This is a genomic window from Nitrospirillum iridis, assembly GCF_014205765.1.
GTDB lineage: Bacteria > Pseudomonadota > Alphaproteobacteria > Azospirillales > Azospirillaceae > Nitrospirillum > Nitrospirillum iridis.
In genome coordinates, this window is sequence record NZ_JACIIZ010000007.1 from 116,476 (window position 1) to 138,960 (window position 22,485).

Annotated in this window: 22 protein-coding genes; 14 read left to right on the plus strand and 8 right to left on the minus strand. The window is 68.7% G+C overall.

Translation table 11 applies throughout. From position 1 onward, the window contains the following. Positions 1-4: 4 nt before the first annotated feature. The 8 genes from pseI to FHS74_RS13860 all read left to right on the plus strand — a co-directional run bounded on the left by pseI (position 5) and on the right by FHS74_RS13860 (position 6,611). Positions 5-1,060, plus strand: a complete 1,056-nt coding sequence (gene pseI, locus FHS74_RS13825; RefSeq protein ID WP_184801446.1) for a pseudaminic acid synthase — start codon at positions 5-7, stop codon at positions 1,058-1,060. After that, positions 1,057-1,821 (plus strand): cytidylyltransferase domain-containing protein, encoded by a 765-nt coding sequence (locus FHS74_RS13830; RefSeq protein WP_184801448.1) that lies wholly within the window; start codon positions 1,057-1,059, stop codon positions 1,819-1,821. Before pseI ends, FHS74_RS13830 begins: the two co-directional genes overlap by 4 nt. A 30-nt stretch (positions 1,822-1,851) precedes the next feature. Next, positions 1,852-2,085, plus strand: a complete 234-nt coding sequence (locus tag FHS74_RS13835; protein ID WP_184801450.1) for an acyl carrier protein — start codon at positions 1,852-1,854, stop codon at positions 2,083-2,085. Positions 2,086-2,093: 8 nt separating this feature from the next. Then, entirely contained in the window at positions 2,094-2,930 is an 837-nt protein-coding gene (locus FHS74_RS13840; RefSeq protein ID WP_184801452.1) for an alpha/beta fold hydrolase, read from the plus strand. Next, entirely contained in the window at positions 2,927-3,193 is a 267-nt protein-coding gene (locus FHS74_RS13845; RefSeq protein ID WP_184801454.1) for an acyl carrier protein, read from the plus strand. The genes FHS74_RS13840 and FHS74_RS13845 overlap by 4 nt, the downstream gene beginning before the upstream one ends. 235 nt (positions 3,194-3,428) lie before the next feature. Continuing rightward, entirely contained in the window at positions 3,429-4,961 is a 1,533-nt protein-coding gene (locus FHS74_RS13850; protein ID WP_184801456.1) for an amidohydrolase, read from the plus strand. Continuing rightward, positions 4,958-6,265 carry an amidohydrolase family protein gene (locus FHS74_RS13855; RefSeq protein WP_184801458.1) on the plus strand — a complete coding sequence of 436 codons (1,308 nt, stop codon included), beginning with the start codon at positions 4,958-4,960 and terminating at the stop codon, positions 6,263-6,265. The genes FHS74_RS13850 and FHS74_RS13855 overlap by 4 nt, the downstream gene beginning before the upstream one ends. Positions 6,266-6,377: 112 nt before the next feature. Beyond that, on the plus strand, positions 6,378-6,611 hold the full coding sequence (locus tag FHS74_RS13860) for a hypothetical protein (protein ID WP_184801807.1): 234 nt from the start codon (positions 6,378-6,380) through the stop codon (positions 6,609-6,611). 44 nt (positions 6,612-6,655) lie between these two features. Here the strand turns inward: FHS74_RS13860 and FHS74_RS13865 are convergent, their stop codons facing one another. Both FHS74_RS13865 and pseG read right to left on the minus strand, forming a co-directional pair. After that, on the minus strand, positions 6,656-10,765 hold the full coding sequence (locus tag FHS74_RS13865) for a DEAD/DEAH box helicase (protein ID WP_184801460.1): 4,110 nt from the start codon (positions 10,763-10,765) through the stop codon (positions 6,656-6,658). A 74-nt stretch (positions 10,766-10,839) separates the two neighbouring features. After that, the gene (gene pseG / locus FHS74_RS13870) at positions 10,840-11,925 is read right to left on the minus strand and encodes a UDP-2,4-diacetamido-2,4,6-trideoxy-beta-L-altropyranose hydrolase (RefSeq protein ID WP_184801462.1); all 1,086 of its coding nucleotides are present in this window, start codon (positions 11,923-11,925) and stop codon (positions 10,840-10,842) included. A 75-nt stretch (positions 11,926-12,000) separates the two neighbouring features. On the opposite strand from pseG, the gene FHS74_RS13875 reads away from it, so the two are divergent. Beyond that, positions 12,001-13,083, plus strand: coding sequence for a 3-oxoacyl-[acyl-carrier-protein] synthase III C-terminal domain-containing protein (locus FHS74_RS13875; RefSeq protein WP_184801464.1), 1,083 nt, complete (start codon positions 12,001-12,003; stop codon positions 13,081-13,083). A 53-nt stretch (positions 13,084-13,136) separates the two neighbouring features. Here FHS74_RS13875 and FHS74_RS13880 read toward each other — a convergent pair whose 3' ends face one another. After that, positions 13,137-14,468, minus strand: a complete 1,332-nt coding sequence (locus FHS74_RS13880; protein WP_184801466.1) for a nucleotidyl cyclase domain-containing protein — start codon at positions 14,466-14,468, stop codon at positions 13,137-13,139. 319 nt (positions 14,469-14,787) lie between these two features. Here FHS74_RS13880 and FHS74_RS13885 point away from each other — a divergent pair, with 319 nt between their 5' ends. From FHS74_RS13885 to FHS74_RS13895, 3 genes are all read left to right on the plus strand, one after another. After that, a complete protein-coding gene (locus FHS74_RS13885; protein WP_184801468.1) occupies positions 14,788-15,252 on the plus strand; it encodes a nuclear transport factor 2 family protein in 465 nt (154 codons plus the stop codon). 3 nt (positions 15,253-15,255) lie between these two features. Next, complete coding sequence (locus FHS74_RS13890; RefSeq protein WP_184801470.1) at positions 15,256-15,846, plus strand: TetR/AcrR family transcriptional regulator; 591 nt, start codon at positions 15,256-15,258, stop codon at positions 15,844-15,846. Positions 15,847-15,962: 116 nt separating this feature from the next. Further along, a complete protein-coding gene (locus FHS74_RS13895) occupies positions 15,963-17,648 on the plus strand; it encodes a methyl-accepting chemotaxis protein (RefSeq protein WP_343066918.1) in 1,686 nt (561 codons plus the stop codon). A gap of 30 nt (positions 17,649-17,678) precedes the next feature. On the opposite strand, the gene FHS74_RS13900 is transcribed toward FHS74_RS13895, so the two are convergent. From FHS74_RS13900 to FHS74_RS13920, 5 genes are all read right to left on the minus strand, one after another. Beyond that, entirely contained in the window at positions 17,679-18,653 is a 975-nt protein-coding gene (locus FHS74_RS13900) for a rhamnan synthesis F family protein (protein ID WP_184801472.1), read from the minus strand. A gap of 85 nt (positions 18,654-18,738) precedes the next feature. Next, positions 18,739-19,299 (minus strand): GNAT family N-acetyltransferase, encoded by a 561-nt coding sequence (locus tag FHS74_RS13905; RefSeq protein WP_184801474.1) that lies wholly within the window; start codon positions 19,297-19,299, stop codon positions 18,739-18,741. Then, positions 19,290-20,267 (minus strand): RHO alpha subunit C-terminal catalytic domain-containing protein, encoded by a 978-nt coding sequence (locus tag FHS74_RS13910; protein ID WP_184801476.1) that lies wholly within the window; start codon positions 20,265-20,267, stop codon positions 19,290-19,292. Before FHS74_RS13910 ends, FHS74_RS13905 begins: the two co-directional genes overlap by 10 nt. Positions 20,268-20,275: 8 nt before the next feature. Next, the gene (locus FHS74_RS13915; protein WP_184801478.1) at positions 20,276-20,695 is read right to left on the minus strand and encodes a Rieske 2Fe-2S domain-containing protein; all 420 of its coding nucleotides are present in this window, start codon (positions 20,693-20,695) and stop codon (positions 20,276-20,278) included. Continuing rightward, complete coding sequence (locus FHS74_RS13920) at positions 20,692-21,468, minus strand: SDR family NAD(P)-dependent oxidoreductase (RefSeq protein WP_184801480.1); 777 nt, start codon at positions 21,466-21,468, stop codon at positions 20,692-20,694. Before FHS74_RS13920 ends, FHS74_RS13915 begins: the two co-directional genes overlap by 4 nt. Positions 21,469-21,624: 156 nt before the next feature. On the opposite strand from FHS74_RS13920, the gene FHS74_RS13925 reads away from it, so the two are divergent. Beyond that, positions 21,625-22,254, plus strand: coding sequence for a PadR family transcriptional regulator (locus FHS74_RS13925; RefSeq protein ID WP_184801482.1), 630 nt, complete (start codon positions 21,625-21,627; stop codon positions 22,252-22,254). Between the two features lie 32 nt (positions 22,255-22,286). Next, positions 22,287-22,478, plus strand: coding sequence for a hypothetical protein (locus tag FHS74_RS13930; RefSeq protein WP_184801484.1), 192 nt, complete (start codon positions 22,287-22,289; stop codon positions 22,476-22,478). Positions 22,479-22,485: the final 7 nt, after the last annotated feature.

Consider the following 22,485-nt stretch of genomic DNA (forward strand, 5'->3'; position numbering starts at 1 on the left):
TCCCATGTCCGATCCCGTCCGCCTCGAATTCCATGCCGGCCAGGCGCCCTACCTGATCGCCGAGATGTCCGGCAACCATAAGGGGGAGATCGAGCGCGCCCTCCGCCTGATCGATGCCGCCAAGGAGGCGGGCGCCGACGCGGTGAAGCTGCAGACCTATACCGCCGACACCATCACCCTCAAATCCGACCGGCCGGAATTCCAGATCCATGGCGGCCCGTGGGATGGCCGCAGCCTGCATGAATTGTATGAGGAGGCGCACACCCCCTGGGCCTGGCATCCCCAGCTGTTCGCCCATGCCGCCAGCATCGGCATCACCCTGTTCAGCTCCCCCTTCGATCCCACGGCGGTGGACCTGCTGGACCGGCTGGGCGCGCCGGCCTTCAAGATCGCCTCCTATGAGATCGTGGACCTGCCGCTGATCCGCTACGCTGCGTCCAAGGGCAAGCCGCTGATCATCTCCACCGGCATGGCCACGCTGGGGGAGATCGATGACGCGGTGACGGCGGCGCGCGGTGCCGCGCCGGCGGGCACGCCCGATCCGGTGCTGCTCCACTGTACCAGCGGCTACCCCACCCCGCATGATGAGTGCGACCTGCGCACCATCCCCCATTTGGCCCAGGCCTTCGGCGTGCCCACCGGCCTGTCCGACCACACCCATGGCATCGCCGTGCCGGTGGCGGCGGTGGCGCTGGGCGCTGTCGTCATTGAAAAGCACCTGACCCTGTCGCGGGCGGAGGGTGGTGTCGACGCTTCCTTCTCGCTGGAACCGGCCGAGTTCAAGGCCATGGCGGAATCCTGCCGCGTGGCCCATGCCGCCCTGGGCGCCGTCGGCTATGCGGTGAAGCCCTCGGAGGCCGGGGGCAGGGCCTTCCGCCGCTCCCTCTACGTGGCGGCGCCGGTGAAGGCGGGGGAGGTGTTCACCCCGGCGAACGTCCGCTCCGTCCGGCCCGGCCTGGGCCTGGCGCCCAAGCATCTTGACCAGGTGCTGGGCGCCCGCGCCACGCGTGACCTGGACGCCGGCCAGCCGCTCGACTGGGGCATGGTCCAGCCGTCATGATCCCCCCCGCGAAACCCCGGGTCGTCTGCATCAGCCAAGCGCGCATGGGCTCCACCCGCCTGCCGGGCAAGGTGCTGCTGTCCGTGGCGGGCAAGCCGCTGCTGGCCCACCAGGTGGAGCGGTTGCGCCGTGCCACGCTGGTGGACGAGGTGGTGGTCGCCACCAGCGATGGGGCGGCGGATGACGCCATCGCCGATCTGTGCCGGCGCCTGGGCGTGGCCGTCTTTCGCGGCAGCGAGTTGGATGTGCTGGATCGTTTCTGCCGGGCGGCCCTTGCCCACCGCGCGGACGTGGTGGTCCGGGTGACGGGCGACTGCCCGCTGATCGACCCGGGGCTGATCGACCAGTTGCTGGCCTTGTTCCTGGCGGCCGACCCGCCCTTGGATCACGCCTCCGTCGATATCGGCCATTATCCGCGCGGCCTGGATGCCGAGGTCATGACCATGGCGGCGCTGCGCAGCGCCTGGACCGAGGCCACGGCCCCGTTCGAACGCGAACACGTCACCCCGTTCATCTACCGCCGGCCGGATCGTTTCCGCCTGGGCGCCTTGCCGGCGCCCTCCGGACCCGCGCCGGTGGAGATGGGCGCGCAGCGCTGGTGTGTGGACACGGTTGAGGACTTCCAGCTGGTCCGCCGTTTGCTTGAGGAATTGCTGCCGGCCAAGCCGCGGTTCACCTGGACGGATTGTCTGGAGGTCCTGCGCCGGCATCCCGATTGGGCGCTGCTGAACCGCGATGTGGTACAGAAGTCCCTGACCTGACCCCGGATGTGAGAGGAAAAGAGGATACCCATGAACCGGAAAGAATTCCTGGCCGCGCTGGACGAGATGTTGGAGCTGGACCCCGGCACGCTGCAGGGGCCGGAGGAGCTGGACGGCATCGACAGCTGGGACAGCCTGGCGGTCATCAGCTTCATCGCCCTGGTGGATGAGAAGTTCGACACCGTGGTGGCGGGTGAGGATCTGGCCAAGGCCAAGACGGTGGATGACCTGCTGGCCCTGGTGTCGGACCACGTCGCGGCCTGAGCCGGACGGTGGATTCCAGTCCTGAGCCGGTACGGCTGTTGGCCGGGCGCCGCGTGCTGCGATTCGCGGGCGGCCCCGGTGCCGTCGTCGACCGGGGCCCGGCCGACAGCGCCGCCGTTCCCTTGCTGCTGCTGCATGGCTTCGGCGGCGATGCGCTGGCCTGGCAGTTCAACATCCAGGCCCTGGTGAAGGGCGCGCCCGGTGCCGCCGGACGCCGCGTGCTGGCCGTGGACCTGCCGGGCCATGGCGCCTCCACCCTGGACGTGCCGTCCGGCCTGGGCGGCGTCGCCGATTGGGTCGTCCGGCTGATGGATGCCGCCGGCGTGGCCCAGGCGGACATCATCGGCCATTCCATGGGCGGGCGGGTCAGCCTGTTGCTGGCCGAACGCCATCCGGACCGGGTGCGGCGCATGAGCCTGATCGCCTGCGCCGGCCTGGGCAGCCGGGTGGACGCCACCTTCCTGCGGGCGCTGTGTGAGCTGGAAACCCTGGACCAGGCCCGCGCCCTGATTGACCGGCTGTTCGCCGGGGCACCACCCAACCGTGACGTGCTGGCCCGCGCCTTCCTCAGCCGTCTGGCCGATCCGGGCGCCCGCGCCCCGCTGCTTCGCCTGCTCGATCGGCTGGTCGCCGATATCGCCGCGGCCGCGCCCCGCTTTGACTGGACCCAGCCCTTGCCGCCCCTTCAATTGATCTGGGGGGAGGCCGACGACATCGTGCCGCCGCCGGACTTCGGTTCGATACCAGCCCATATCATCCTGCACCGCCTGCCCGGGGTCGGCCACATGCCCCAAGCCCAGGCGGCCACCCAGGTCAACACCCTGCTGACGGAGTTTCACGCATGACCACCATCGGACTGAACGCCGGCGCCATGCTGGCGGTGATCCATAACGAGGTTCTGAAGATTCTGGCCGACAAGGGCGCCACCTGGGCCGGTCCCTTCGGGCCGGAGACCAAGTTCCTGGGCGACGCGCTGCCGTTCGACAGCCTGGACCTGGCGACATTGCTGGTGGCGATGGAACAGAAGACCGGCCAGGACCCCTTCCGCGCCGGCTTCCGCCAGTTCACCACCGCCGGTGAGTTGGCCGCGCTGTATCTGGAAGGCTGAATCGGCGCTTCGCGCTGGATATCGCATCCTATTTGTAACGGAACCGTATCGCGCCATAGGCAGGCGCCCCCGCCTCTGTTAGCGTCGTCAACAAGGTTGAAGCAGCGCACTTTTTTGAGGTGGCCTGTCTTAACCCCTTGGGGCGTTAGAACAATCAACAGGGGCGAAGGCACGGTTCCCGTTCGGGGAACCCGGCCTTTCTGGGCACCCGGCAGAACGGGAAGACGATACTTCCATGAAACGACACCATCGCGTGGTCCCGCTGGTGGCGGCCTTGGCGCTATTGGGCGCCTGCGCCACCAGCCCGCATGCCGACACGGCGGCGCCATCCGGCGACAAGGCCAAGACGGCGGACAAGCCGGTCTATGCCGGCCTGGATCCGGTCGACGACAAGAACCCCTTCCCCAGCACCTACCATCCGCTGCCGTCGATCACGACGGCGCTGGTGGGCGCCACGGTCTTCACCGGCACCGGCGCCCGCATCGATGGCGGCACGGTCGTGCTGGTGGACGGCAAGATCGCGGCCGTGGGCAAGGATATCCCCGTGCCGGCCGGCGCCAAGGTCATTGATGCCCGGGGCAAGTATGTCACGCCCGGCATCATCGATGCCCACAGCCATCTGGGTGTCTATGCCTCCCCCTCCGTCTGGGCCAATTCCGACGGCAATGAGATGACGGACCCCAACACCGCGCAGGTGTGGGCCGAACATTCCGTCTGGCCGCAGGATCCGGGCTTCATCCGCGCGCTGGAGGGGGGCATCACCACCCTGGAAATCCTGCCCGGCTCCGCCAACCTGTTCGGCGGCCGCGCCGTCATCCTGAAGAATGTCCCCGGCCGCACGGTCCAGGACAAGAAATTCCCTGGTGCGCCCTATGGTCTGAAGATGGCCTGCGGTGAGAACCCCAAGCGCGTCTACGGCAGCAAGGGCCGCACCCCGGCCACCCGCATGGGCAACGTCTTCGGCTATCGCAAGGCGTGGATCGACGCCCAGGAATACCGTCGCAAGTGGGACGACTACCGCCGCAAGCTGGCCGACTACAAGGCCGGCAAGGGCGACAAGGCGCCGGACGCGCCCAAGCGTGATCTGCAGATGGACACCCTGGCCGGTGTGCTGGATGGCAGCATTCTGGTCCAGAACCACTGCTACCGCGCCGACGAGATGGCGCAGATGATCGACATCTCGCACGAGTTCGGCTTCCACATCGCCATGTTCCACCATGGGTCCGAGGCCTACAAGATCGCCGACATCCTGAAGAAGGAAGACATCTGCGTCGCCACCTGGGGCGAATGGTGGGGCTTCAAGATGGAAGCCTATGACGGCATCGAGGAGAACGCGGCCCTGCTGCAGAAGGCCGGCGTCTGCACCGTCATCCATTCCGACGACGACATCCTGACCCAGCACCTGGTGCAGGAGGCCACCATCGCGCTGGCCGCCGGCCGTCGCATGGGTATCCAGATCGACGAGGCCGAGGCCATCAAGTGGGTGACGGCCAACCCGGCAAAGTCCATCGGCGTGCTGGACAAGACCGGCACGCTGGAGCCCGGCAAGATGGGTGACGTCGTGCTGTGGAGCGCTGATCCCTTCAGCGTCTACGCGACGGCCGACCAGGTCTTCATCGACGGCGCCCTGATCTATGACCGCCACGACCCCGCGGCGCAGCCCAAGTCCGACTTCGAACTGGGCCAGACCGGCCCCGCCCATCCCGGGCCCGCCGGCGTCGGATCCGGCCGCCCCGTCTTGACCACCAGCACGGAGCAGCCGCAATGAACGCCCGTCACCTCCTGATGGCCGCGGCCTCCTCCCTGGCGCTGCTGGTGGCCGGTGCCGCCGGCGCCGAGACGGTGGCCATCACCAACGCCCGCATCGAGACCATGGGGCCGGCGGGCGAGATCGCGTCCGGCACCATCCTCATCCGCGACGGTCGCATCCAGGCGGTGGGGGCCTCGGTCGCCATCCCGGCGGACGCCCGCCGGCTGGACGCCAAAGGCCACATCGTGACGCCGGGCCTGGTGGCCAGCGACACCAGCCTGGGCGCCGGCGAGGTGGAGGGCGAGGCCTCCAGCAATGATTTCGCCGGGGCCACCGCCGACCTGTCGGCGGCCTTCGACGTTTCGCTGGGCATCAACCCCGCCTCCATGCTGGTGCCGGTGGCCCGCGTGGGCGGCGTCACCCGGGCGCTGGTGACGCCGGAACTGTCCGGCCGCGGTGAGAAGAAGGGCGAGAAGCTGTTCGCCGGCCAGGCCGCCGTGGTCGACATGTCCGGCGGCACCGACAGCATCACCAAGCGGCGCGCCGTCCTGGTGATGGACGTGGGCGAGGACGCCATGGAGCATCTGGGCGGCAGCCACGCCACGGTGCTGCAACTGCTGGACTCCAGCCTGGAGGAGGCGGCCAGCTACGCCGCGAACAAGGCTGGCTACGAACATGGCAACCACCGCCCCTACCGGCAGAGCAAGGAGGACCTGGAGGCGCTGTACCCTGTCATCCAGGGCAAGATGCCCCTGCTGGTGGGCGTGCACCGCGTGGCCGATATCCGCCGCACCCTGGAACTGGGCAAGCGCCTGAAGCTGAAGCTCATCCTCGACGGGGTGGAGGAAGGCTGGATGATGGCGGGGGAGATCGCGGCCTCGGGCGTGCCCGTGGTGGTCGATCCCCTGGCCAACCTGCCGCGCGGCTTTGAAAGCCTGAACTCCCGGCTGGAGAACGCGGCCATCCTGCAGGCCGCCGGCGCCACCGTGGTGATCAAGGGGCCGTATGTCGGCCACTATGCCCGTCAGGTGCGCTACAACGCCGGCAACGCCGTGGCCCATGGCATGCCGTGGCCGGCGGCGCTGGCCGCCATCACCTCCACCCCGGCCAAGGTCTTCGGCTTCAATGACCGGGCGGGTTCCATCGAGCCGGGCCGCGACGCCGACCTGGTGGTGTGGTCGGGCGATCCCCTGGAAATCCTGTCGGTGGCGGAACACGTCTTCGTCCGCGGGACCGAGGCGCCGCTGACCAGCCGGGCGCAGGATCTGGCCCGCCGCTACCAGACGCTGGATCCGTCGGTGCCGCCGGCCTATCGCAACTAGGCGTTATCGGCTAAAGGGGATCGGCTAAAGGGGCGGGGCGTTCCCACCGGGGCGCCCCGCCCTCTGCTGTTTGAGGCGCCCTGTGCTGTTTGAGACGGTTGAGTCCGCGTAGATGCCCGACTGGTATTATGACTTCAGCGACGCCCTCAGCGGCTGGCTCCACGGCGTTCCCGTCTGGGTGCTGATCAGCGCCATGGTGGCCGCCTATTTGCTGCTGACCGCGCGCAGCGCCCACAAGCAGGGCGAGTTTGGCGAATTCGCCCGCAGCCTGGGCCTGACCGTCGCCCTGGTCGCGGTCCTCGGCGGTTTCATCGCGGCCTGGATTTGGGTGGACCGGCACTGGTAGGCGCTGATGGCCTTCGCCCGCGATGGCGGAACGGCCACCAAGCCTCATCCCATGCCCTGGATCAGGCCCAGCAGTTCCTCCTCCGACAACCGGCCGGCGGTGTCCGTGTCCTCCAGCAGGGCGCCGGCCAGATCGCGCTTGCGGCCATGCAGGGCCAGGATCCCTTCCTCGATCGTGCCCTTCAGGATCAGGCGGTAGATGGTCACCGGCCGGCGCTGGCCGATGCGGTGGGCACGGTCGGACGCCTGGTCCTCGACCGCCGGATTCCACCACGGGTCCAGGTGGATGACATAATCGGCCGCCGTCAGGTTCAGGCCGAAGCCGCCGGCCTTGAGGCTGATCAGGAACAGCGCGCCGTCGCCCGCCTGGAAAGCGGCCACCCGCTTTTCGCGTTCCGCCGCGGGGGTCGAGCCATCCAGGAATTGATAGGTGACGCCGGCGGCGTCCAGGGCCGCGCGCACCCGCGACAGATGGCCGACGAACTGGCTGAAAACCAGGGCGCGGTGGCCGCCCTCCCGCAGTTCCTCCACCAGTTCCAGGAAGGCCTCCAACTTGGCGGACGGCAGGTTGGCGTCGGCCGCCACCAGATCCGGATGGCAGCAGGCCTGCCGCAGGCGGGTGATCTCCGCCAGGATGTGCAGCCGTGACCGTTCGGCCGACATGTCCTCCAGCTTTTCCAGCGCCCGGCGGCGCAACGCCTCGTAAAATGCCCCTTCCTCGGCCCCCCGTTCGATCAGCAGGGTCTGTTCGGTGCGGGGGGGCAACTCGGCCAGGACCGTGGCCTTGGTCCGGCGCAGCAGAAAGGGGCGCACCAGGGCGCGCAGGGCCGCGCGGGCGCCCGGGTTGCGCGCCACCTGGATGGGGGTGGCGAAGCGTTTGGTGAAGGCCTCGCGGCTGCCCAGCAGGCCGGGATTGACGAATTGGAACAGGCTCCACAGCTCGTCCAGGTCATTCTCCACCGGTGTGCCGGTCAGGGCCAGGCGGAAGCCGGCTGTCAGGGATTGGGCGGCCTTGGCCCGACGGGTGTCGGCGTTCTTGATGGCCTGGGCCTCGTCCAGCACCGCCATGGCCCAGGGCAGCGCGGCCAGGCGCGCCTCCTCCCGCACCAGCAGGCCATAGGTCGTGACCAGCACATCGCCCGGTCCCAGCGCCTTCAACACGTCGTCCCGCCCCCCGGTTTCCGCCAGGCGGTGGGTGGTCAGTCCGGGCGCGAACCGTGCCACCTCCGCCTGCCAGTTGCCGGCGACGGAGGTCGGGGCCACCACCAGGATGGGGCCGTCCGATGCCTTCGCTGCCATCACTGCTATCGCCTGCACGGTCTTGCCCAGGCCCATGTCATCGGCCAGCAGGGCGCCGGCACCCCAGCGGGCCAGCCGGCTCATCCACACGAAGCCCTGGTGCTGATAGTCACGCAGCTCCGCTGTCACCGTGGCCGGCACCTGCGGCTGCCAGGCCTCGGCCTCGTCCAGACGGCGGATGAAATCGCGCCAGGCCGCGTCCATCTTGGACGTGCCCGCCTCCTCCACCAGATCACGCAGGGCCGTGCCGGCGGCGCGCGGCACCTTCAGCCCGCCCAGCCGACGCAGACGTTCCAGCTGCTGGCGGAAATGGTGGTCCAGGGCGACGAACTGGCCCTCGCCCAGGGGAATGAACCGGCCCTCCGTCTCCTCCAGGCGCGCCAGCAGGTCCTTCAGGTCCAGCACCAGGCCTTCATCCAGGGTGACGCTGCCGGACAGGGCGAACCAGCTTTCCGTGCCCTTGACCGTGGCGTTGAAGCGGCTGGCGCTGGCCTCGCCGTGCAAGGTCAGGCTTTGGCCCTCGGGCCATTCCAGGGCCGGCGGATCGGGCAGGGCCTTCAGCTCGGCCAGGAATTCCAGGCTGGCGTCCAGACTGTCCAGCTCCCATTCCGGCCCTTCGCCGCCCAGGCTGGGGCAGGCTTCGGCCAGGGCGCGGGCCCGCGTCTGTTCCGCCTTCAGGTCGCGCTGCGCCTGACGCCCGGCGGCGCCCACGCGGCGGCTGCCCAGGCCGGGCAGGAAGTGCGGACCCTCCGGGCCCAGGGGGCGCACCACCAGCGCCACCTTCAGGCCCTGCCCCAGGGGACTCAGGCGCACCACCGGCGCCGGGTCGCCGGTCTCCGTCAGGCCGTCGTCCAACTCCGCCGCCTCCACCCGCACCGGCAGGTCGGGCAGGTGCCGACGCGCCAGGGCGGTCAGACGGTCGCGGGCGGCGGCTGGCACGGTGATGCCGTGCAGGCCCAGAATCTGGCCGGCGGCCACCGCCTTCTTGTCGATCACCACCACCCGCCAGCGGCTGGGCGTTTCCACTTCGATGACGGCGTCGGGCTGGTCGACGGGCGGTGACAGGGTCAGGCGGAATCCCCCGCGGCATGCCGCCAGCACCAACTCCACCCGTCCCTCCACCAGTTCCACCGGCTGATGCGGCGCCTCCGGGGCGAAGACGCGCGGGTGGCCGACCAGCGCCGGCAGGGCGGTGCGCGGCGGCAGGTGGAATTCATAGCGGCCATACCCACCCCAGCCGTCATGCTGGCGTTCGATGGTGGCGATGACGCGGCGGTCGAAATCATCCAGATAGGTCAGGGCGGCGTCAGCCTGATGCAGGCGTTTCAGCGCGACGGGGCGCCCCCGGCTCCAGCCTTGGGTCGGGCTCTTGGTGGGGCCGCGTTGCTGTACCTGTTCCACCGGCTCGATCTCGCCGGTCTCGGGGGTGACCAGCCAGGCCAGGCGCTTGCCCCCTGTCGCCTTGGGTACCGCCGGGGCCGCTGGCTCCAGCATGGCCTCCAGGCTCTCCAGCGCCCGCTCCCAGGGTTCCTTCACCGGAATCAGGGCGGCGAAGCGCAGCCGGGTCTCCCGGTCCGGGCGGTCGAGATGGGCGCGGTAGGGGGCCGGTTTGGGGGAGACGCGCTCCAGCGCCTCCGCCAGCATGTCGGCGGCCACCGGCATGGTGGGAGCCAGGCGCCGGAACTCCATTTCCCACATCTGGCGCCAGGGGCGGGCCAGCGACGGATCGATGACCACGGTGGCGGCGGCCACCAGCCCCAAGCTGAAGGGGGACGGCTGGGCGAGGCGCTCGACCACGCCCAGGGTCCATTTCAGGCCGGCCACGGCGGCATCCTGGCGATTGCTGATCAGATCGGCCAGGGCCTCCACCGCCATCTGGCCCAGGGGAACCTCCGCCGTCGATTGGCTTCGGCCCTGAAGCAGGCTGGCGATCACCGGTTGCAGGGCGGCGTCATCGCTGGCCAGCAAGGCGCACAGGTGCAGAACGCCCAGGTAACCCGGCAGACCACCCTTGCGGGTCCGGGTCGCCTTGCGCCGCGCCGCCAGTGCCTGGGTGAACAAGGTCACCGCCTGGGGCACATCGCCGGACAGCAGCGCCTGGGCGGCGGCGAAGGCCGAAGACGCTTCCGGTGTGATGGCGAGCGTTCCATCCGTCGGGACCTCGGCCACATAGGTGGCCAGGTCGGCCAGTCGGCCGCTCAGCAGTAGGAAGTCCGCTATCATGGGGAAGGCGACGACGCGCAATGTCTCGTCTTTCCGGCAGTGCGCGATCAGGTCGGGCAGGTCGGGCGCCATGTCGCCGGTCGCGACCCAGTGCCTGCTTTTCGCCCCCAGCACTGCCACTTGGATCAGGGGGGGCCGGCTGGCGAACCAGTCCACGCCCACCGGCACCAGGGCGAAATATTGGTCGAACAAGGGGGGCATATCGCCGACGTGGGCGCGCGCGCCCGCGATGATCCGCTGGAATTCGGCGCCATCGTTGACCAGGACGGCCAAGCGCAGGGCGCGGGACAGGTCGATCTCGACCTGCCGGAAATCCCATGGCCTGTCGGATGTGGCCGGAAAGCGGATGCGGATGGCTGCGGCCAGGGCCTTGCCCGATGGCGCGGCCAGGGCCTCCACCGCCAACGATTGGGCCAGGGCGGGGGCGCAGGCGTGCTTTTCATCCAGCAGGCCGTGTCGCTGCAGCGTCGCCAGGATGGGCGTCAGCATGTCCACCCGCCAGGTGGACGGGGTGCTGACGCGGGCCTGGGTCAGGCATTCCGCCAGTGCCTTCTTGCCGGCGGGCGGGCCCATCAGCGCCATCAGGTGCAGGACGGTGCGTTCGGCGGGGGAAAGCGTGGTGGGCACGGTCATGGGCGCGGTCATCTGAAACGGCGGGGCGTCGACGGCGGTGACGATAGCGGGCCGACACCACCAGGAATAGGGGGTTATGCCAACAGGTGCATCAACATGTCGGCGATGCGCGCGGCGCCCTGGCCATCCACCATCTGGCCATCCTCGCCTTGGCCTATGCGCCGGCTCAGGGTCATCCGCGCCTCGGCATCGGTCCACAGCGCCCGCGCGGCGTCCACGATGCGCGCCGCCGCCTCGGCCTTGTCGGCCCCCCGGGCGTCGATGACCTGGGCTTTGCCGCTGGCGGCCACGGCGCCGGCGCTGCTCGCCTGGTTGTCGGCCACCACCACCAGCAGGGTGGGCACGGCCAGGCAGGCCAGTTCCCCCAGGGTGCCGCCGGCGGCGGACAGGGCCAGCCCGGCGTCTCGCATCAGGTCGGCCATATGTGGCGTCTCGACATGCACCAGAGTGTTGGCGAAGCGCGCGCCGGCGGTGCGGATGCAGTCGGTGTTCGGGTTGCTGCCCCCCACCGCCACATCCAGGCCGACCCCTTCCGGCAGGGCGGGGGCCAGACGCTTCAAGCAGGGCAGGGTCAGGCCTGCCGGGTCGGTGCCGCCGAAGGTCAGCAGCAGGCGCCGGCGTTGGTCCAATGGTGGCAGGGCCAGGCCCCGCGCCCGGCGGAACTCCGCCCGCAGGGGCGCGTACGCGGGCCCCAGGGCCAGCACCGCATCCGGGTTGGCGGCCCGATAGGCGGCGCCGTCCACCGCCGCGCCGGCGTTCACGATCAGGCGGGCGTGCAGGGGCACGCTGCCCGGCCCGTCGTCGAAGGCCATGACCGGCACGCCATGGTTGGCCAGGGCGGCGCGATAGACGTCGGAGAAGTGATAGCCATCCAGGATGATGGCGCGGGCGTCATGCCGCCGGATCCGGGCCGCGACGCCCGCCTCATCTTCATCGCCCCCGGCGGGACCCTCCAGCATGGTCAGGGCGAAGCCCGCCGCGTCCAGCCGCCGCGCCAAGGCTGGCGGCAGATCCACCGCCGCGAACAGCGGGGTCACGCCCCGCTCGGCCAGGGACTCCGCCACCGCCAGGCAGCGCATGACGTGACCCGTGCCCATGGACGCGGTGGCGTCGGCGCGGATCAGCACGGTGGGGGCGGCCGTGGCGGAGGGGCTAAGCAACAGAGGGCCTTTGGCATCGGGACCGGAATGACCATAGTATAGCACTCAAGGTCACTTCTCTCAGGACGGGTTGCGGTGAAAGCCATCGTCGAAGGCGTGCGGATCAAGGGCTTCCGGGCCGTGGTGCCGAAGGAACGGCATTCCTACCTGGAGGACCACAGCCTGTTCACCGAGGAAGAGGCGAGGAAGCTCCAGGCCACCATCGGTGTGGCGGAACGCCGCCTGCTGCCCCGGCCCTACATGGCGTCGGACATGTGCGTGGCGGCGGCCGAGGGGCTGTTGCGGCAGTTGGACTGGGACCCGGCCTCGGTGGACCTGCTGATCTTCGTCAGCCAGGACGCCGACTATGTCCTGCCCGTCACCGCGGCGGTCATCCAGCGGCGCCTGGGTCTGCCCACCACGGCGGCGGCCTTTGACGTGCCCCTGGGCTGTTCCGGTTTCGCCTACGGTACCTGGATGGCGGCCCGCCTGCTGGGGGGCAGCACGGCACGGCGCGCCCTGGTGCTGGCTGGTGACAATTCCGCCCGCTGGCTGCGCCCTGACGACCGCGCCACCTTGCCCCTGTTCGGCGATGCCGGCAGCGCCACGGCGCTGGAGGTGGACCCGGAAGCCCCCCCCATTCACGCCATCCTGGGCACCGACGGCAGCGGGGCCAAGCACATCTTCGTCAAGGCCGGCGGCAAGCGCGACTGCCTGATCCCCAATGAGGAGCCCTGGTCGGCGGAGGAACACCAGCGCCTCTACCGCGACGCCCGCCTGCACCTGAACGGGGCGGAGGTCTTCACCTTCACGCTCCGCTCCGTCCCGCCGCTGCTGCGTGACGCGATGGAGCATGCCGGCGTGACGCTGGACGACATCGACATGATCGTCCCGCACCAGGCCAACCGCATGATGCTGGACCACATCCGCAAGAAGATCGGCGCGGACCCCGCGCGCTTCCTGATCGATATGGAGAAATTCGGCAACACCAGTTCGGCTTCCGTGCCGCTGGCCATCTGTCACCGGCTGGGCGACTTCTTCGCCGATGGGCCGAAGAAGCTGTTGATGGCCGGTTTCGGCGTCGGCTGGTCCTGGGGCGCGCTGGTGGCGGAGATCGGGCCCATCGTGGCGCCCACGCTGGCGGAGATGCCCGACGGGTTCCCGCCGCTGGAGGTCTGAGGCGACCGCTCCTCCCGCCCGGACGATCCGATCACGGTTGCGTGGCGCCTCCCCTATCCCTGCCGCGCGGTTTCAAAAGCCTCCTCCTTGGCGCGCGCCGCCATTTCGGCGGCGGTCATTCTCTGGATCGCGCGGGGAAGGGGCGACCAATAGCCGATCGCGTCTCCTATCTGGAAGGGGATCCCGGCGGCGTCGGCGTAGGCCTGGTCGCTGATCCGGTCCAAACCTTCCATGGACGGGGATAGCCGCAATCTCTGGGCCTCGTGGGCGAAACGGAAGATCTCCGTGCCCCATCGTTCCACCCCCCCCGCCGGTAGCACGGTATGGACCATCTTCACCCCCGCGGACGCCAGGGCCGGCAAGTCGTGGCCGCTGAATTCCGTCATGGCGATGACGGTACGGCAGAACGGTTTCAACGCGCCGATGATGTCGGATGCCCGGCCCGACGGCACCCCGTGTGGCAACCCCACGACATAAAAATACAGGAAGCGCATGAATTCGGTCGGAATGGTACGGACGGCCATGACGTATTCCAACCGTCGCGCCAGGGTGGCCAAGCTTTCAAAATGAACGGGCACGGCCAGGAAGCAGCGGCATTGGTTGGAAAAGGTATCCATATAGGTGCCGAGCGCCTTGCACAGCACGTCCAGGTCCAGGTCCAGGATTTTCTGGGCGCTCTCATCTCCCGCGCAGTCATATCCCCAGAGGGGCAGGCGGCCTTGGCGGGGGCGCATGGCGCGGGCCAAATGTATGGATAACGTCTGGTGGGGACGGTCCCAGACGGGTCTGAAGACAACTTGCAAGGGCGCGGGCCCCAAGGCGTCCAAGCCCATCCAGGGCATGACGCGGCTTGCGGCCGCTTCCGGCGCGGGTGGGGGGACCGCTTGCGCCGCCACAGTGGTGGCCGCCGCCGTGTTGGTCGCCGCCGTGGCGCTGGTGGCGGCGTCATCCAACATGTTTTTCAAACTGTTGGATTGGAAGACGACATGGGCGTCGACCTGATCAACCGCCGAGTGGACACGGATCTCCGCCGTATCGCCGTCGCCCAACAGCAGCTTCTGCAGATTTTCGACCATGCCCGCGCAGACCAACGCGGCCTCGGTTTTGCCCAACTGCGCGAATACGACGACGAAACGTTCGTCGCCGTAACGGAACCAGGCGTCAGCGGGACCCAGGGTCTGAGCGAGCAGTCGCTCCGTCAATTGAATGACCCGCCCCGCGACCGCCGGCCAGCGGGCGCCCAGCTTCTCCTTCAACAATTCCAGGCCGACCATGTGCAGGCTGCCGGCGGTGGCGGTGCGCTGGCTTTGGAATATGGCGCGAAGCTTGGGCGCCGCCTCCATCAATTGTTCCGGGATCTTATCCGCTTTGGGTTTTTCGTCCATTACGCAGTCCCTGGCGGGGATGGGGATAGTTCGTTCGCATCCGCTATTACCAACGATCTATGGAGGGGCACCGCGTCAGGCCCGCCCCGAGGGTTGGTCTAGGCGCCTACTGCAAACGTATGTAGGCGCGTCGCGTCAGATTGGCCAAGTCCCCATACCCATATTGGTTAGCTCCGAAAACGGGGTACCTCATTAAGCTCGAGGTCGCGGGCGAGGCGGCGGGCGGGCGCCGAAAAAATGCTTGCCGTAACTGCTGGAGGGTTGTACCGTTCGGTCCAGTTCGTACCGATCGGTACGATATTGCCCATGGAGACCCCTCATGTCCCGTCCGCCCCTGCCGCCCTTCACCCTCGAAACCGCCGTCCAGAAGGTCCGCGCCGCCGAAGACGGCTGGAACAGCCGCGACCCCGTCAGGGTGGCGCAGGCCTATACGGTGGACAGCCGTTGGCGCAACCGGGCGGAATTCGTCACCGGCCGCCCGGCCATCGAAGCCTTCCTGGCGCGCAAATGGGCCAAGGAACTGGACTACCGCCTGATCAAGGAGATCTGGGCATACACCGGTAACCGCATCGCCGTACGCTTCGCGTACGAATACCATGACGACAGCGGCAACTGGTTCCGCGCCCACGGGAATGAGAATTGGGAGTTCGACGCCGATGGGTTGATGCAGGCGCGCCACGCCAGCATCAACGAGCATCCGATCAAGGAGACGGAGCGCAAATTCCATTGGCCCCTCGGTCGCCGTCCCGACGACCACCCCAGCCTCAGCGACCTGGGCCTTTAAGGCATGGCCCGGACCCTTGCCGATCGCGAGGAGGTTGTCGCCGCCCTGGCGGAAATCTTTCGCGACCATGGCTTCGAAGGCGCCAGCCTGTCGACCATCACCGCCCGTACCGGCCTGGGCAAAGGCAGCCTGTACAATTTGTTTCCCGGTGGGAAGGCGGAGATGGCGGAGGCGGTGCTGGCCCATATCGACGGCTGGTTCCAGGCCCATGTCTTCAGGCCGCTGGAACACGGCGGGGATGGGCTCGCGGCGGTCGAGGCCATGTTCCAAGCGACCGATGCCTATTTCCGTTCCGGCCGGCGGGTGTGCGTCGTCGGCGTCTTCGCGCTCGGTGACGCCCGGGATCTGTTCGCCGCCCAGGTGCGGGGATACTTCGCGGCGTGGGTGACGGCCTTGGCGAGCGCCTTGGTACGGGCCGGCCGCGACCCCGCCTGGGCGCAGGCGGACGCGGAGGAGGTGGTGGCCGGCATCCAAGGCGCCCTGGTCCTGGCCCGGGCGCTGAATGACACCGGCGTTTTCAGCCGCATGCTGGCACGGCTGCGGTTGGGGCTAGCCTGGAACGTCCCACCGCCGCCGGATATGACAAGCCGCTGACCAATTTTCCAGGCTGCGTCAATATCGCCACCATCGCCTCTTGGCCCCACCCGTCAAAGTGTCACCACGGCCTGGCACAATCTCTCCGGAAAACAACAACATAACGGAGAACCGATGTGGCTGGGCTTAGCAATATCCGTATCGTCGGCAAGTTGGTGGCGGCCTTTTCCCTGGTCCTGCTGGTAGGCTTCATCGTCAGCGGGCTGACTTACCTCCGGGTCGCCTTCATCCAGGACAGCAGCCATTGGGTGACCCACAGCTACAAGGTGCTGGACGCGGTTGACGCGGCGATGGCGGCCCTGGTGGACCAGGAAACCGGCCTGCGTGGCTATCTCGTCGTGGGCGACGACGGAATTCTCACTCCCTACCGCAACGGTGCGGAGTCCTACCGCTCCGCCATGGCAGCCGCCCGGGACCTGACGGCGGACAACGCCGCCCAGCAGCAGCGCTTGGCTGACGTCGACAACCTGGCCCATGCCTGGCGCCAGGACTACGCGGAGAGGCTGGTCGCCAAAATGAAGGTGGCGGACCAGCGGGAGCAGGCGAGAACGCTGGAAGCGGTCACCGGCGGCAGGCAGAAAATGGATGCCATTCGCGCCAAGATCGGGGAAATCGTCTCGGCCGAGCGCGCTTTGATGGACCAGCGCCAGGTCGAGCAGGCTGCGGCGTTCCGCCAGACCTATTGGACCACGGCGGTGGGCGGCGCCATTTCCGTGGCCGTGGCGCTGATCGCGGCCGTTCTGCTGTCCGCCGGCATCGCGGCCCCCATCACCGCCATGACGGACCGCATGCGTCGCCTGGCGCAGGGTGACCGCGCCGTGGTGGTGGAAGGGCTGGAGCGCCGGGACGAGATCGGTGGCATGGCCAAAGCGCTGGAGGTGTTCAAGCGTAACGCCATCGAGGCCGATAGGCTGGCGGATGAACAGCGCCAGGCGGAAGAGGCCAAACGCCGCCGGGCGGATGCCGTTGACCGCATGGTGGGTGACTTCGACGGCGCCATCGCCGGTATCCTGGCGGCGGTCAGCGGAGCCGCCAGCCAGTTGGATGCCACGGCCCAGGGCATGGCGGGGGTGGCCGACCGAACCAAGGCCCAGGCCGCCGCGACAGCGGCGGCGGCGGAGCAGACGTCCGCCAACGTGCAAACCGTCGCCTCGGCGGCGGAAGAGATGACCGGGTCGATCCAGGAGATCAGCCGCCAGGCGGCGCGATCCAGCATGGTGGCCGCCGCCGCCGCCGAAAATGCCGCCCGCTCCAACAGCATGGTGCAGAGCCTGGCGGAAGCGGCGCAGCGCATCGAGCGGGTGGTGGAACTGATCCAGTCCATCGCTGGTCAGACCAACTTGCTGGCGCTCAACGCCACGATCGAGGCCGCCCGGGCGGGCGAAGCCGGCAAGGGCTTCGCCGTCGTGGCTGGGGAGGTCAAGGGCTTGGCCAGCCAGACGGCGCGGGCCACCGAGGACATCAGCCGGCAGATCGAAGAGATGCAGGCGGCGACGGCGGCCGTGGTGACGGCAATCCGGGGCATCAGTGGCACCATCGATGAGGTCAACGGCATCTCCGCCACCATTTCCGCCGCCGTCGAAGAGCAGAATGCCACGACATCGGAAATAGCCCGTAATGTCACCCAGGCGGCCCAGGGTACCGAAGAGGTGTCGGCCAACATCGCCCGGGTCACCAGTGACGCCGGGGAAACCGGTGCCGCAGCCGTCCAGGTGCTGTCGGCGGCCCGCGCCCTGGGGGACCAGTCCGGTGCGTTGAAAACGGAGGTCGAGCGTTTCCTGTCAGGTATAAAAGCCGCCTGACCAAACGGGGGCCCGACGGGTCGCCGCCCGTCAGGCCCCCGCCGGCACACGGCGGGCGGCGGCGAACACCGGCACGCCCAGGACGCGGACGTAACACAGCCACCAGCGCAGGTCCCGGCTGTATTTGGTGCGGACATACGTGCCGGGCAGGGAGGCCAGGCGCGTCCGCTCCTGCCGCCAGGGCAGGTCGTGGAACGGCGGGTGGGCGACGCCGCACAGGCGGGCGACGTGCGCCTCGATCAGGGCCACGGGATAGTAGCGGGCCATGCGGTCCAGCCGCTGCCGCAGCCGGGCCACCCGTTCCTGGTTGCGATGGAACACCGCCACCTTCACCAGCGGCAGGCCGTGGGCCTCCAAGCATTCATCGAAGTAGACGTCGGAGTAAAGCTCCTTGGCCACGAAGGCCTGGGGCAGGTAGCGGCCGGGACGAAACCCCGCCGCCATCAGCCGTTGGCTGAGGCCGATCTCATACTGTCGGCAGACGGCGGCCTTGTCGGGCTGTCGCGTCACCCCGTCCCAGAACGCCGCGAACGCGGGGTGGGCGGCCACGGCCCGGCGGAACACCAGGAAATTGCTGGTCAAGTAGCGGGTGCCACCATCCACCAGGCCGTCGGTCAGACCCCAGAAGTCGCACTCCTCGCTCGCCATCTTGTCGAACACGGGGGCGAAGGGAAACACGCCGCCGTAACAGCTGTCGTTGGCGATGATGATCTCGTCATAGAGCGCGATGTCGGCGCCCAGGGCCTCCAGGGCCAGCTTCCAGCTGCCGAAATCATAGGCGCCGTGGCGGCCGGCGTGCACCAGCTCCGCCAGCCCGCCCAGCCGGTCCGCCTGGCCGTCCATCAAGGCTCCGTCCGACACGAACAGGATGCGCTCCGCCACCTCGCGCAGGCTGCGCAGGTAATAGAGGACATGATCGTCGATCTGGCCGTCGCGGTCGAAATGGGCGAACAGCGCCACGCGGCGGGGCGCTGTCTCGGGAAGGGTGCAATCGGTCATGGTCATTGGGGCCAGCCCCTGGGAACGTTTAACGGCCTGTCTGTTCCTTGCACGAATGTTAACCAATCGGGCTGGCGGTGCGGCCCACTCTTTATGATGGGGGCCAGCTCCGCCCGTCCCAATCAGCGTATTCCTTGAATTTCAGTCGCTTGGCCGCCCATTCCGCCGCCGACATCTCAAACAGGTGGACATCGTATGCCTGACCTTCCTTTACGGCATGGTCTTTCAGCACGCCGACATGGCGATAGCCCAGCAGGACCTGGCCGCGCAGGACGCGCTCGTTGTCCGCCATGATCTGGTTGACCACCTTGCGCAGCCCCAGCGCGTAGAAAACATGGTTCAGGGCATGGGTGAAGTTCAGCGGGCCGGCGCCGGTGCGGCCCCGCCGGTCCGCCATATACGCGCCCAGCGTGGCGATTCCCCAGGCCGCGTGGGTGATGGTGATGGAGGCGTAGCCCACCGGCACCCCGTCCACCATCATGATGCGGTGATGGTAATCGTCACGGCTGTCGCAGCGCGCCAGCCACGCCCGCTGCTTCTCGATATCGTCGTCCACCGCGGTGAACAGGTGGCGGGCGATATCGGGCCTGAGGCGCCAGTCCAGCAGCAGGCGGGCGTCATCCTCGGTCGGCCGGCGATAGCTCAGACCCATGTCCTCATGCCCACGGGTGGGCCCTCCTCATACGGTGCGTCCGCCGGCGGGGGTGGGGTGTCCAAACCCAAGGCGCGGGCCCAGGCGTGGTGGAAATCGGCGATGCGCCGCTCCCGCCGGCCCAGGATGCCAGGACCCAGCGCCGCGCCGCGCGCCCGCTGCACCCGTTCGCACAGGGGCCGGTCTTCCAGGATGACCGCGCGGGCGGACGCCGCGATCACGGTGGACAGTGACCGGCGAAAGGCGGACACGGCCGGGCGTTCGGGCGCCGTCACCGGCAGGAACAACCGCCAGTCCAGGCGGCTGCGGTCCACCGCCAGCGGCTCCACCGTGTGGACCACGACCATGGCGCCGTAAAAGCTGGCGACGTACAGGTTGGGAAAGACGAAGCAGTGGTCGTAGCGCGCATGGTTGGTCACCCGGCGCAGGCCGGCCTTCGCGTCGATGCGCCGCCACCATGTCTCCGTCTCGTCGGACAGCAGCCAACTGGACAGACTGTGTCGACCGAAGCGGGTGGTCGCCAGATGGGTCTGCCAGTCGGCATGGACGGCGGGATGGATGGTGGTGGGATGAACGGTGGAGCCATGGAAATCGTCCATGGTGTTTTCCACCAGGACCTTCCAGTTGGCGGCGAAGTCCAGGTCATCGGCCGCGATCGCTTGGTCGCATTGCCCTGATAACCGGGCCAGATGATCCGCCACCGGCCCCAGGTGATCCACCAGGCGAGGGCCGCCGTCGGGGGGCGCCGTCAGCCGGGCGAAGACGAAGGCGCCGCAGGTCGCCGTCTCCACCCGGCGGCCCTCGTCGTCCGTGGCCGTCAGATCCGCCGCCAGGGCGATGGGCGTACCCAGAACCGTACGTGCCAGCGGGGCGTCGAACACCGTGCCGACGTACAGCCATTGCCGGCGCAACGCCGCCAGTTCCTGGGTGAAGCGGGCGGGCTCGGCGAACCAGGCCGCGGGCAGCATCTCCCCCATCATGCATCCCCCGCGAAGATGGCGTCCGCGTCCGCGTTCACCCACACCTGGCCCCCGGCCAGGGCCAGGCCCACGGGCGTCAGCGCCAGGCGCTGGCGTGCGGCGCCGTCCAGGTGGAAATCACTGTCGTCGAAGGGGATGCCGATGGGCACGCCGGCCGCGTCATATACCCAGCCATGGTAGGCGCAGCGCAGCAGCCCGCGCCCGCAAGGCTGGTCGTGGATCAGGGCGTAGCGGTGGGAACAGACGTTGCGGAAGGCCTTCAGCACGCCCTGGAAATTCTGCACGACCACCGGGATGACGGCTCCGCCTTCATCCGGGGCGCGCCCCGTCAGATAGTCGCCATGGGAAGCCACGGATGAGGCCGGCCCCAAGGCGACCCAGGGGGGGACGATCCCAGGGTGGGTGGCTCTCGTCACGCCGTACGCCCCCCATCGACGGTCAGGGCCGTGCCGGTGATCCAGCGGCCGGTGTCGGCCAGCAGATAGGCGATGGCGTGGGCCACGTCGTCGACATGGCCGAAGCCCAAGGGCTGCAGCCGCTGCAGATGGTCGATCTGTTCCTGGCTCAGCTTCTCGAACCCACGCTCGATCAGGTCCGTCATGACGATGGAGGGCACCACGCAGTTCACGCGGATGCCGTCGGGCAGCAGTTCGGCTGACAGACCCTTGGTGGCGGCGATGATGCCGCCCTTGGCCGCGGCATAGACGATGTTGGCGGGCGAGGCGGCGGTGGCGGCGGTGGAGGAGATGAAGACCATGGCCGACCGCTCGGCATGCACGCCCCTCTGTCGCAGCCCCTTGGCCAGCGCCAGGCAGGATCCCAGGTTGATCCGCATCACCTGGTCGAAGAAATCCTGGGAAAAGATGCGGATGGGACGCAGCGTCTGAATGCCGGCGCAGTGCGCCACCCCGTGAAAGGGCCCGGACAGGGCCGCCTGCTCCTTCATCCAGCCGGGGATGGCGTCGAGATCGCCCATGTCGAAGGGGGCGATGCGGTGACCCTCCCCGGTCAAACGCGACAAGGTGTCGGCCAGCCGCCCCTCGTCCCGGCCGTTCAGGGTGACGCGGGCGCCCAGGCGCGACAGCAGGACGGCGGTGGCTTGGCCGATTCCGGCGGAGGCGCCGGTGACCAGCAATGACCGGCCGGCCAGGCTCATGGGGTTGTGCGGGGGGGCGGGCATCTCAGGCATGGCGGGGCGTGTCCTTCTTCCGAGTCCTGACTATCCGGGGCTGGGCCGTCGGCCGTCAATGACCTGGGAAAAAATGTGACATCCGGGCATTGACTCACGAGTGGATCGAGATATATCTTAATGCAAGATATATCGAATAACAGACGAGAGAGCATCATGCACTTTTTCAAACATCATGGTTTCAAGCACCACGAGGGCGGTCGGCGCCATGCCCGTGGCCGCGATGGCGACGGCGGATTCTGGGGCGCCTGGGGGGCGCACGGCGACCGGTGGGGACGCGGCGAGGGCGATGCCTTCGGTGGTGGCCGGGGTGGCCGGGGTGGGCCCGCGCGGGTCTTCGAAAATGGCGACCTGCGCTTCCTGTTCCTGGATCTGATCCAGGAAAAGCCGCGCTACGGCTATGAGATCATCAAGGCCATCGAGGAAAAGGTGGGCGGCGGCTACAGCCCCAGCCCCGGCGTCGTCTACCCGACGCTGACCTTGCTGGAGGAGATGGGCCACACCGTCGTCTCGGCGGGGGAGGGGGGCAAGAAGCTCTACACCCTGACCGACAGCGGCGCCGCCTTCCTCAGTGAGAACCGCCTAGTGCTGGAGGGCATCAAGGCCCGTCTGGACAAGGTCAGCGCCCAACGTGGTTGGGTGCCGCCCGCCCCCGTTGTGCGCGCCATGGAAAACCTGAAAATGGCGCTGCGTCTGCGCCTGCGCGGCGGGACCCTGACGGACGAGCAGGCCCGGGCCATCGCCCAGGCCCTGGACCAGGCGGCCCAGGCCATTGAGCAGGCCTGACCGCTTCCCGCACGCGACGAAAGGGGAGGCCCATGGTCATCCATGCCCGCGACTTGAGCGCCATCGATATCCGGAAGCGCCTGCTGGCCCTGTCCCGATCCCAAACCCTGGGCCAGCGCCTTCTCCATCGCGACGGTGATCACGCCCCCGGCGTGGCGGGAATCGATGAACCCTCCCCCGACGTGCCGGAGGGGGTGGCGCCCCCCTCTCCGTCGGTCACCTGACGGGCAG

Coding starts and splice junctions, on each gene's coding strand:
- FHS74_RS13845 (WP_184801454.1), top strand. CDS start 2,927: ATGACCACCATCGGACTGAACGCCGGCGCCATGCTGGCGGTGATCCAT.
- FHS74_RS13865 (WP_184801460.1), bottom strand. CDS start 10,765: ATGACCGTGCCCACCACGCTTTCCCCCGCCGAACGCACCGTCCTGCAC.
- FHS74_RS13920 (WP_184801480.1), bottom strand. CDS start 21,468: ATGCCTGAGATGCCCGCCCCCCCGCACAACCCCATGAGCCTGGCCGGC.
- FHS74_RS13900 (WP_184801472.1), bottom strand. CDS start 18,653: ATGACCATGACCGATTGCACCCTTCCCGAGACAGCGCCCCGCCGCGTG.
- FHS74_RS13835 (WP_184801450.1), top strand. CDS start 1,852: ATGAACCGGAAAGAATTCCTGGCCGCGCTGGACGAGATGTTGGAGCTG.
- FHS74_RS13880 (WP_184801466.1), bottom strand. CDS start 14,468: ATGGACGAAAAACCCAAAGCGGATAAGATCCCGGAACAATTGATGGAG.
- FHS74_RS13905 (WP_184801474.1), bottom strand. CDS start 19,299: ATGGGTCTGAGCTATCGCCGGCCGACCGAGGATGACGCCCGCCTGCTG.
- FHS74_RS13925 (WP_184801482.1), top strand. CDS start 21,625: ATGCACTTTTTCAAACATCATGGTTTCAAGCACCACGAGGGCGGTCGG.
- FHS74_RS13890 (WP_184801470.1), top strand. CDS start 15,256: ATGGCCCGGACCCTTGCCGATCGCGAGGAGGTTGTCGCCGCCCTGGCG.
- FHS74_RS13850 (WP_184801456.1), top strand. CDS start 3,429: ATGAAACGACACCATCGCGTGGTCCCGCTGGTGGCGGCCTTGGCGCTA.
- FHS74_RS13930 (WP_184801484.1), top strand. CDS start 22,287: ATGGTCATCCATGCCCGCGACTTGAGCGCCATCGATATCCGGAAGCGC.
- FHS74_RS13860 (WP_184801807.1), top strand. CDS start 6,378: ATGCCCGACTGGTATTATGACTTCAGCGACGCCCTCAGCGGCTGGCTC.
- FHS74_RS13910 (WP_184801476.1), bottom strand. CDS start 20,267: ATGCTGCCCGCGGCCTGGTTCGCCGAGCCCGCCCGCTTCACCCAGGAA.
- pseI (WP_184801446.1), top strand. CDS start 5: ATGTCCGATCCCGTCCGCCTCGAATTCCATGCCGGCCAGGCGCCCTAC.
- FHS74_RS13830 (WP_184801448.1), top strand. CDS start 1,057: ATGATCCCCCCCGCGAAACCCCGGGTCGTCTGCATCAGCCAAGCGCGC.
- FHS74_RS13855 (WP_184801458.1), top strand. CDS start 4,958: ATGAACGCCCGTCACCTCCTGATGGCCGCGGCCTCCTCCCTGGCGCTG.
- FHS74_RS13885 (WP_184801468.1), top strand. CDS start 14,788: ATGTCCCGTCCGCCCCTGCCGCCCTTCACCCTCGAAACCGCCGTCCAG.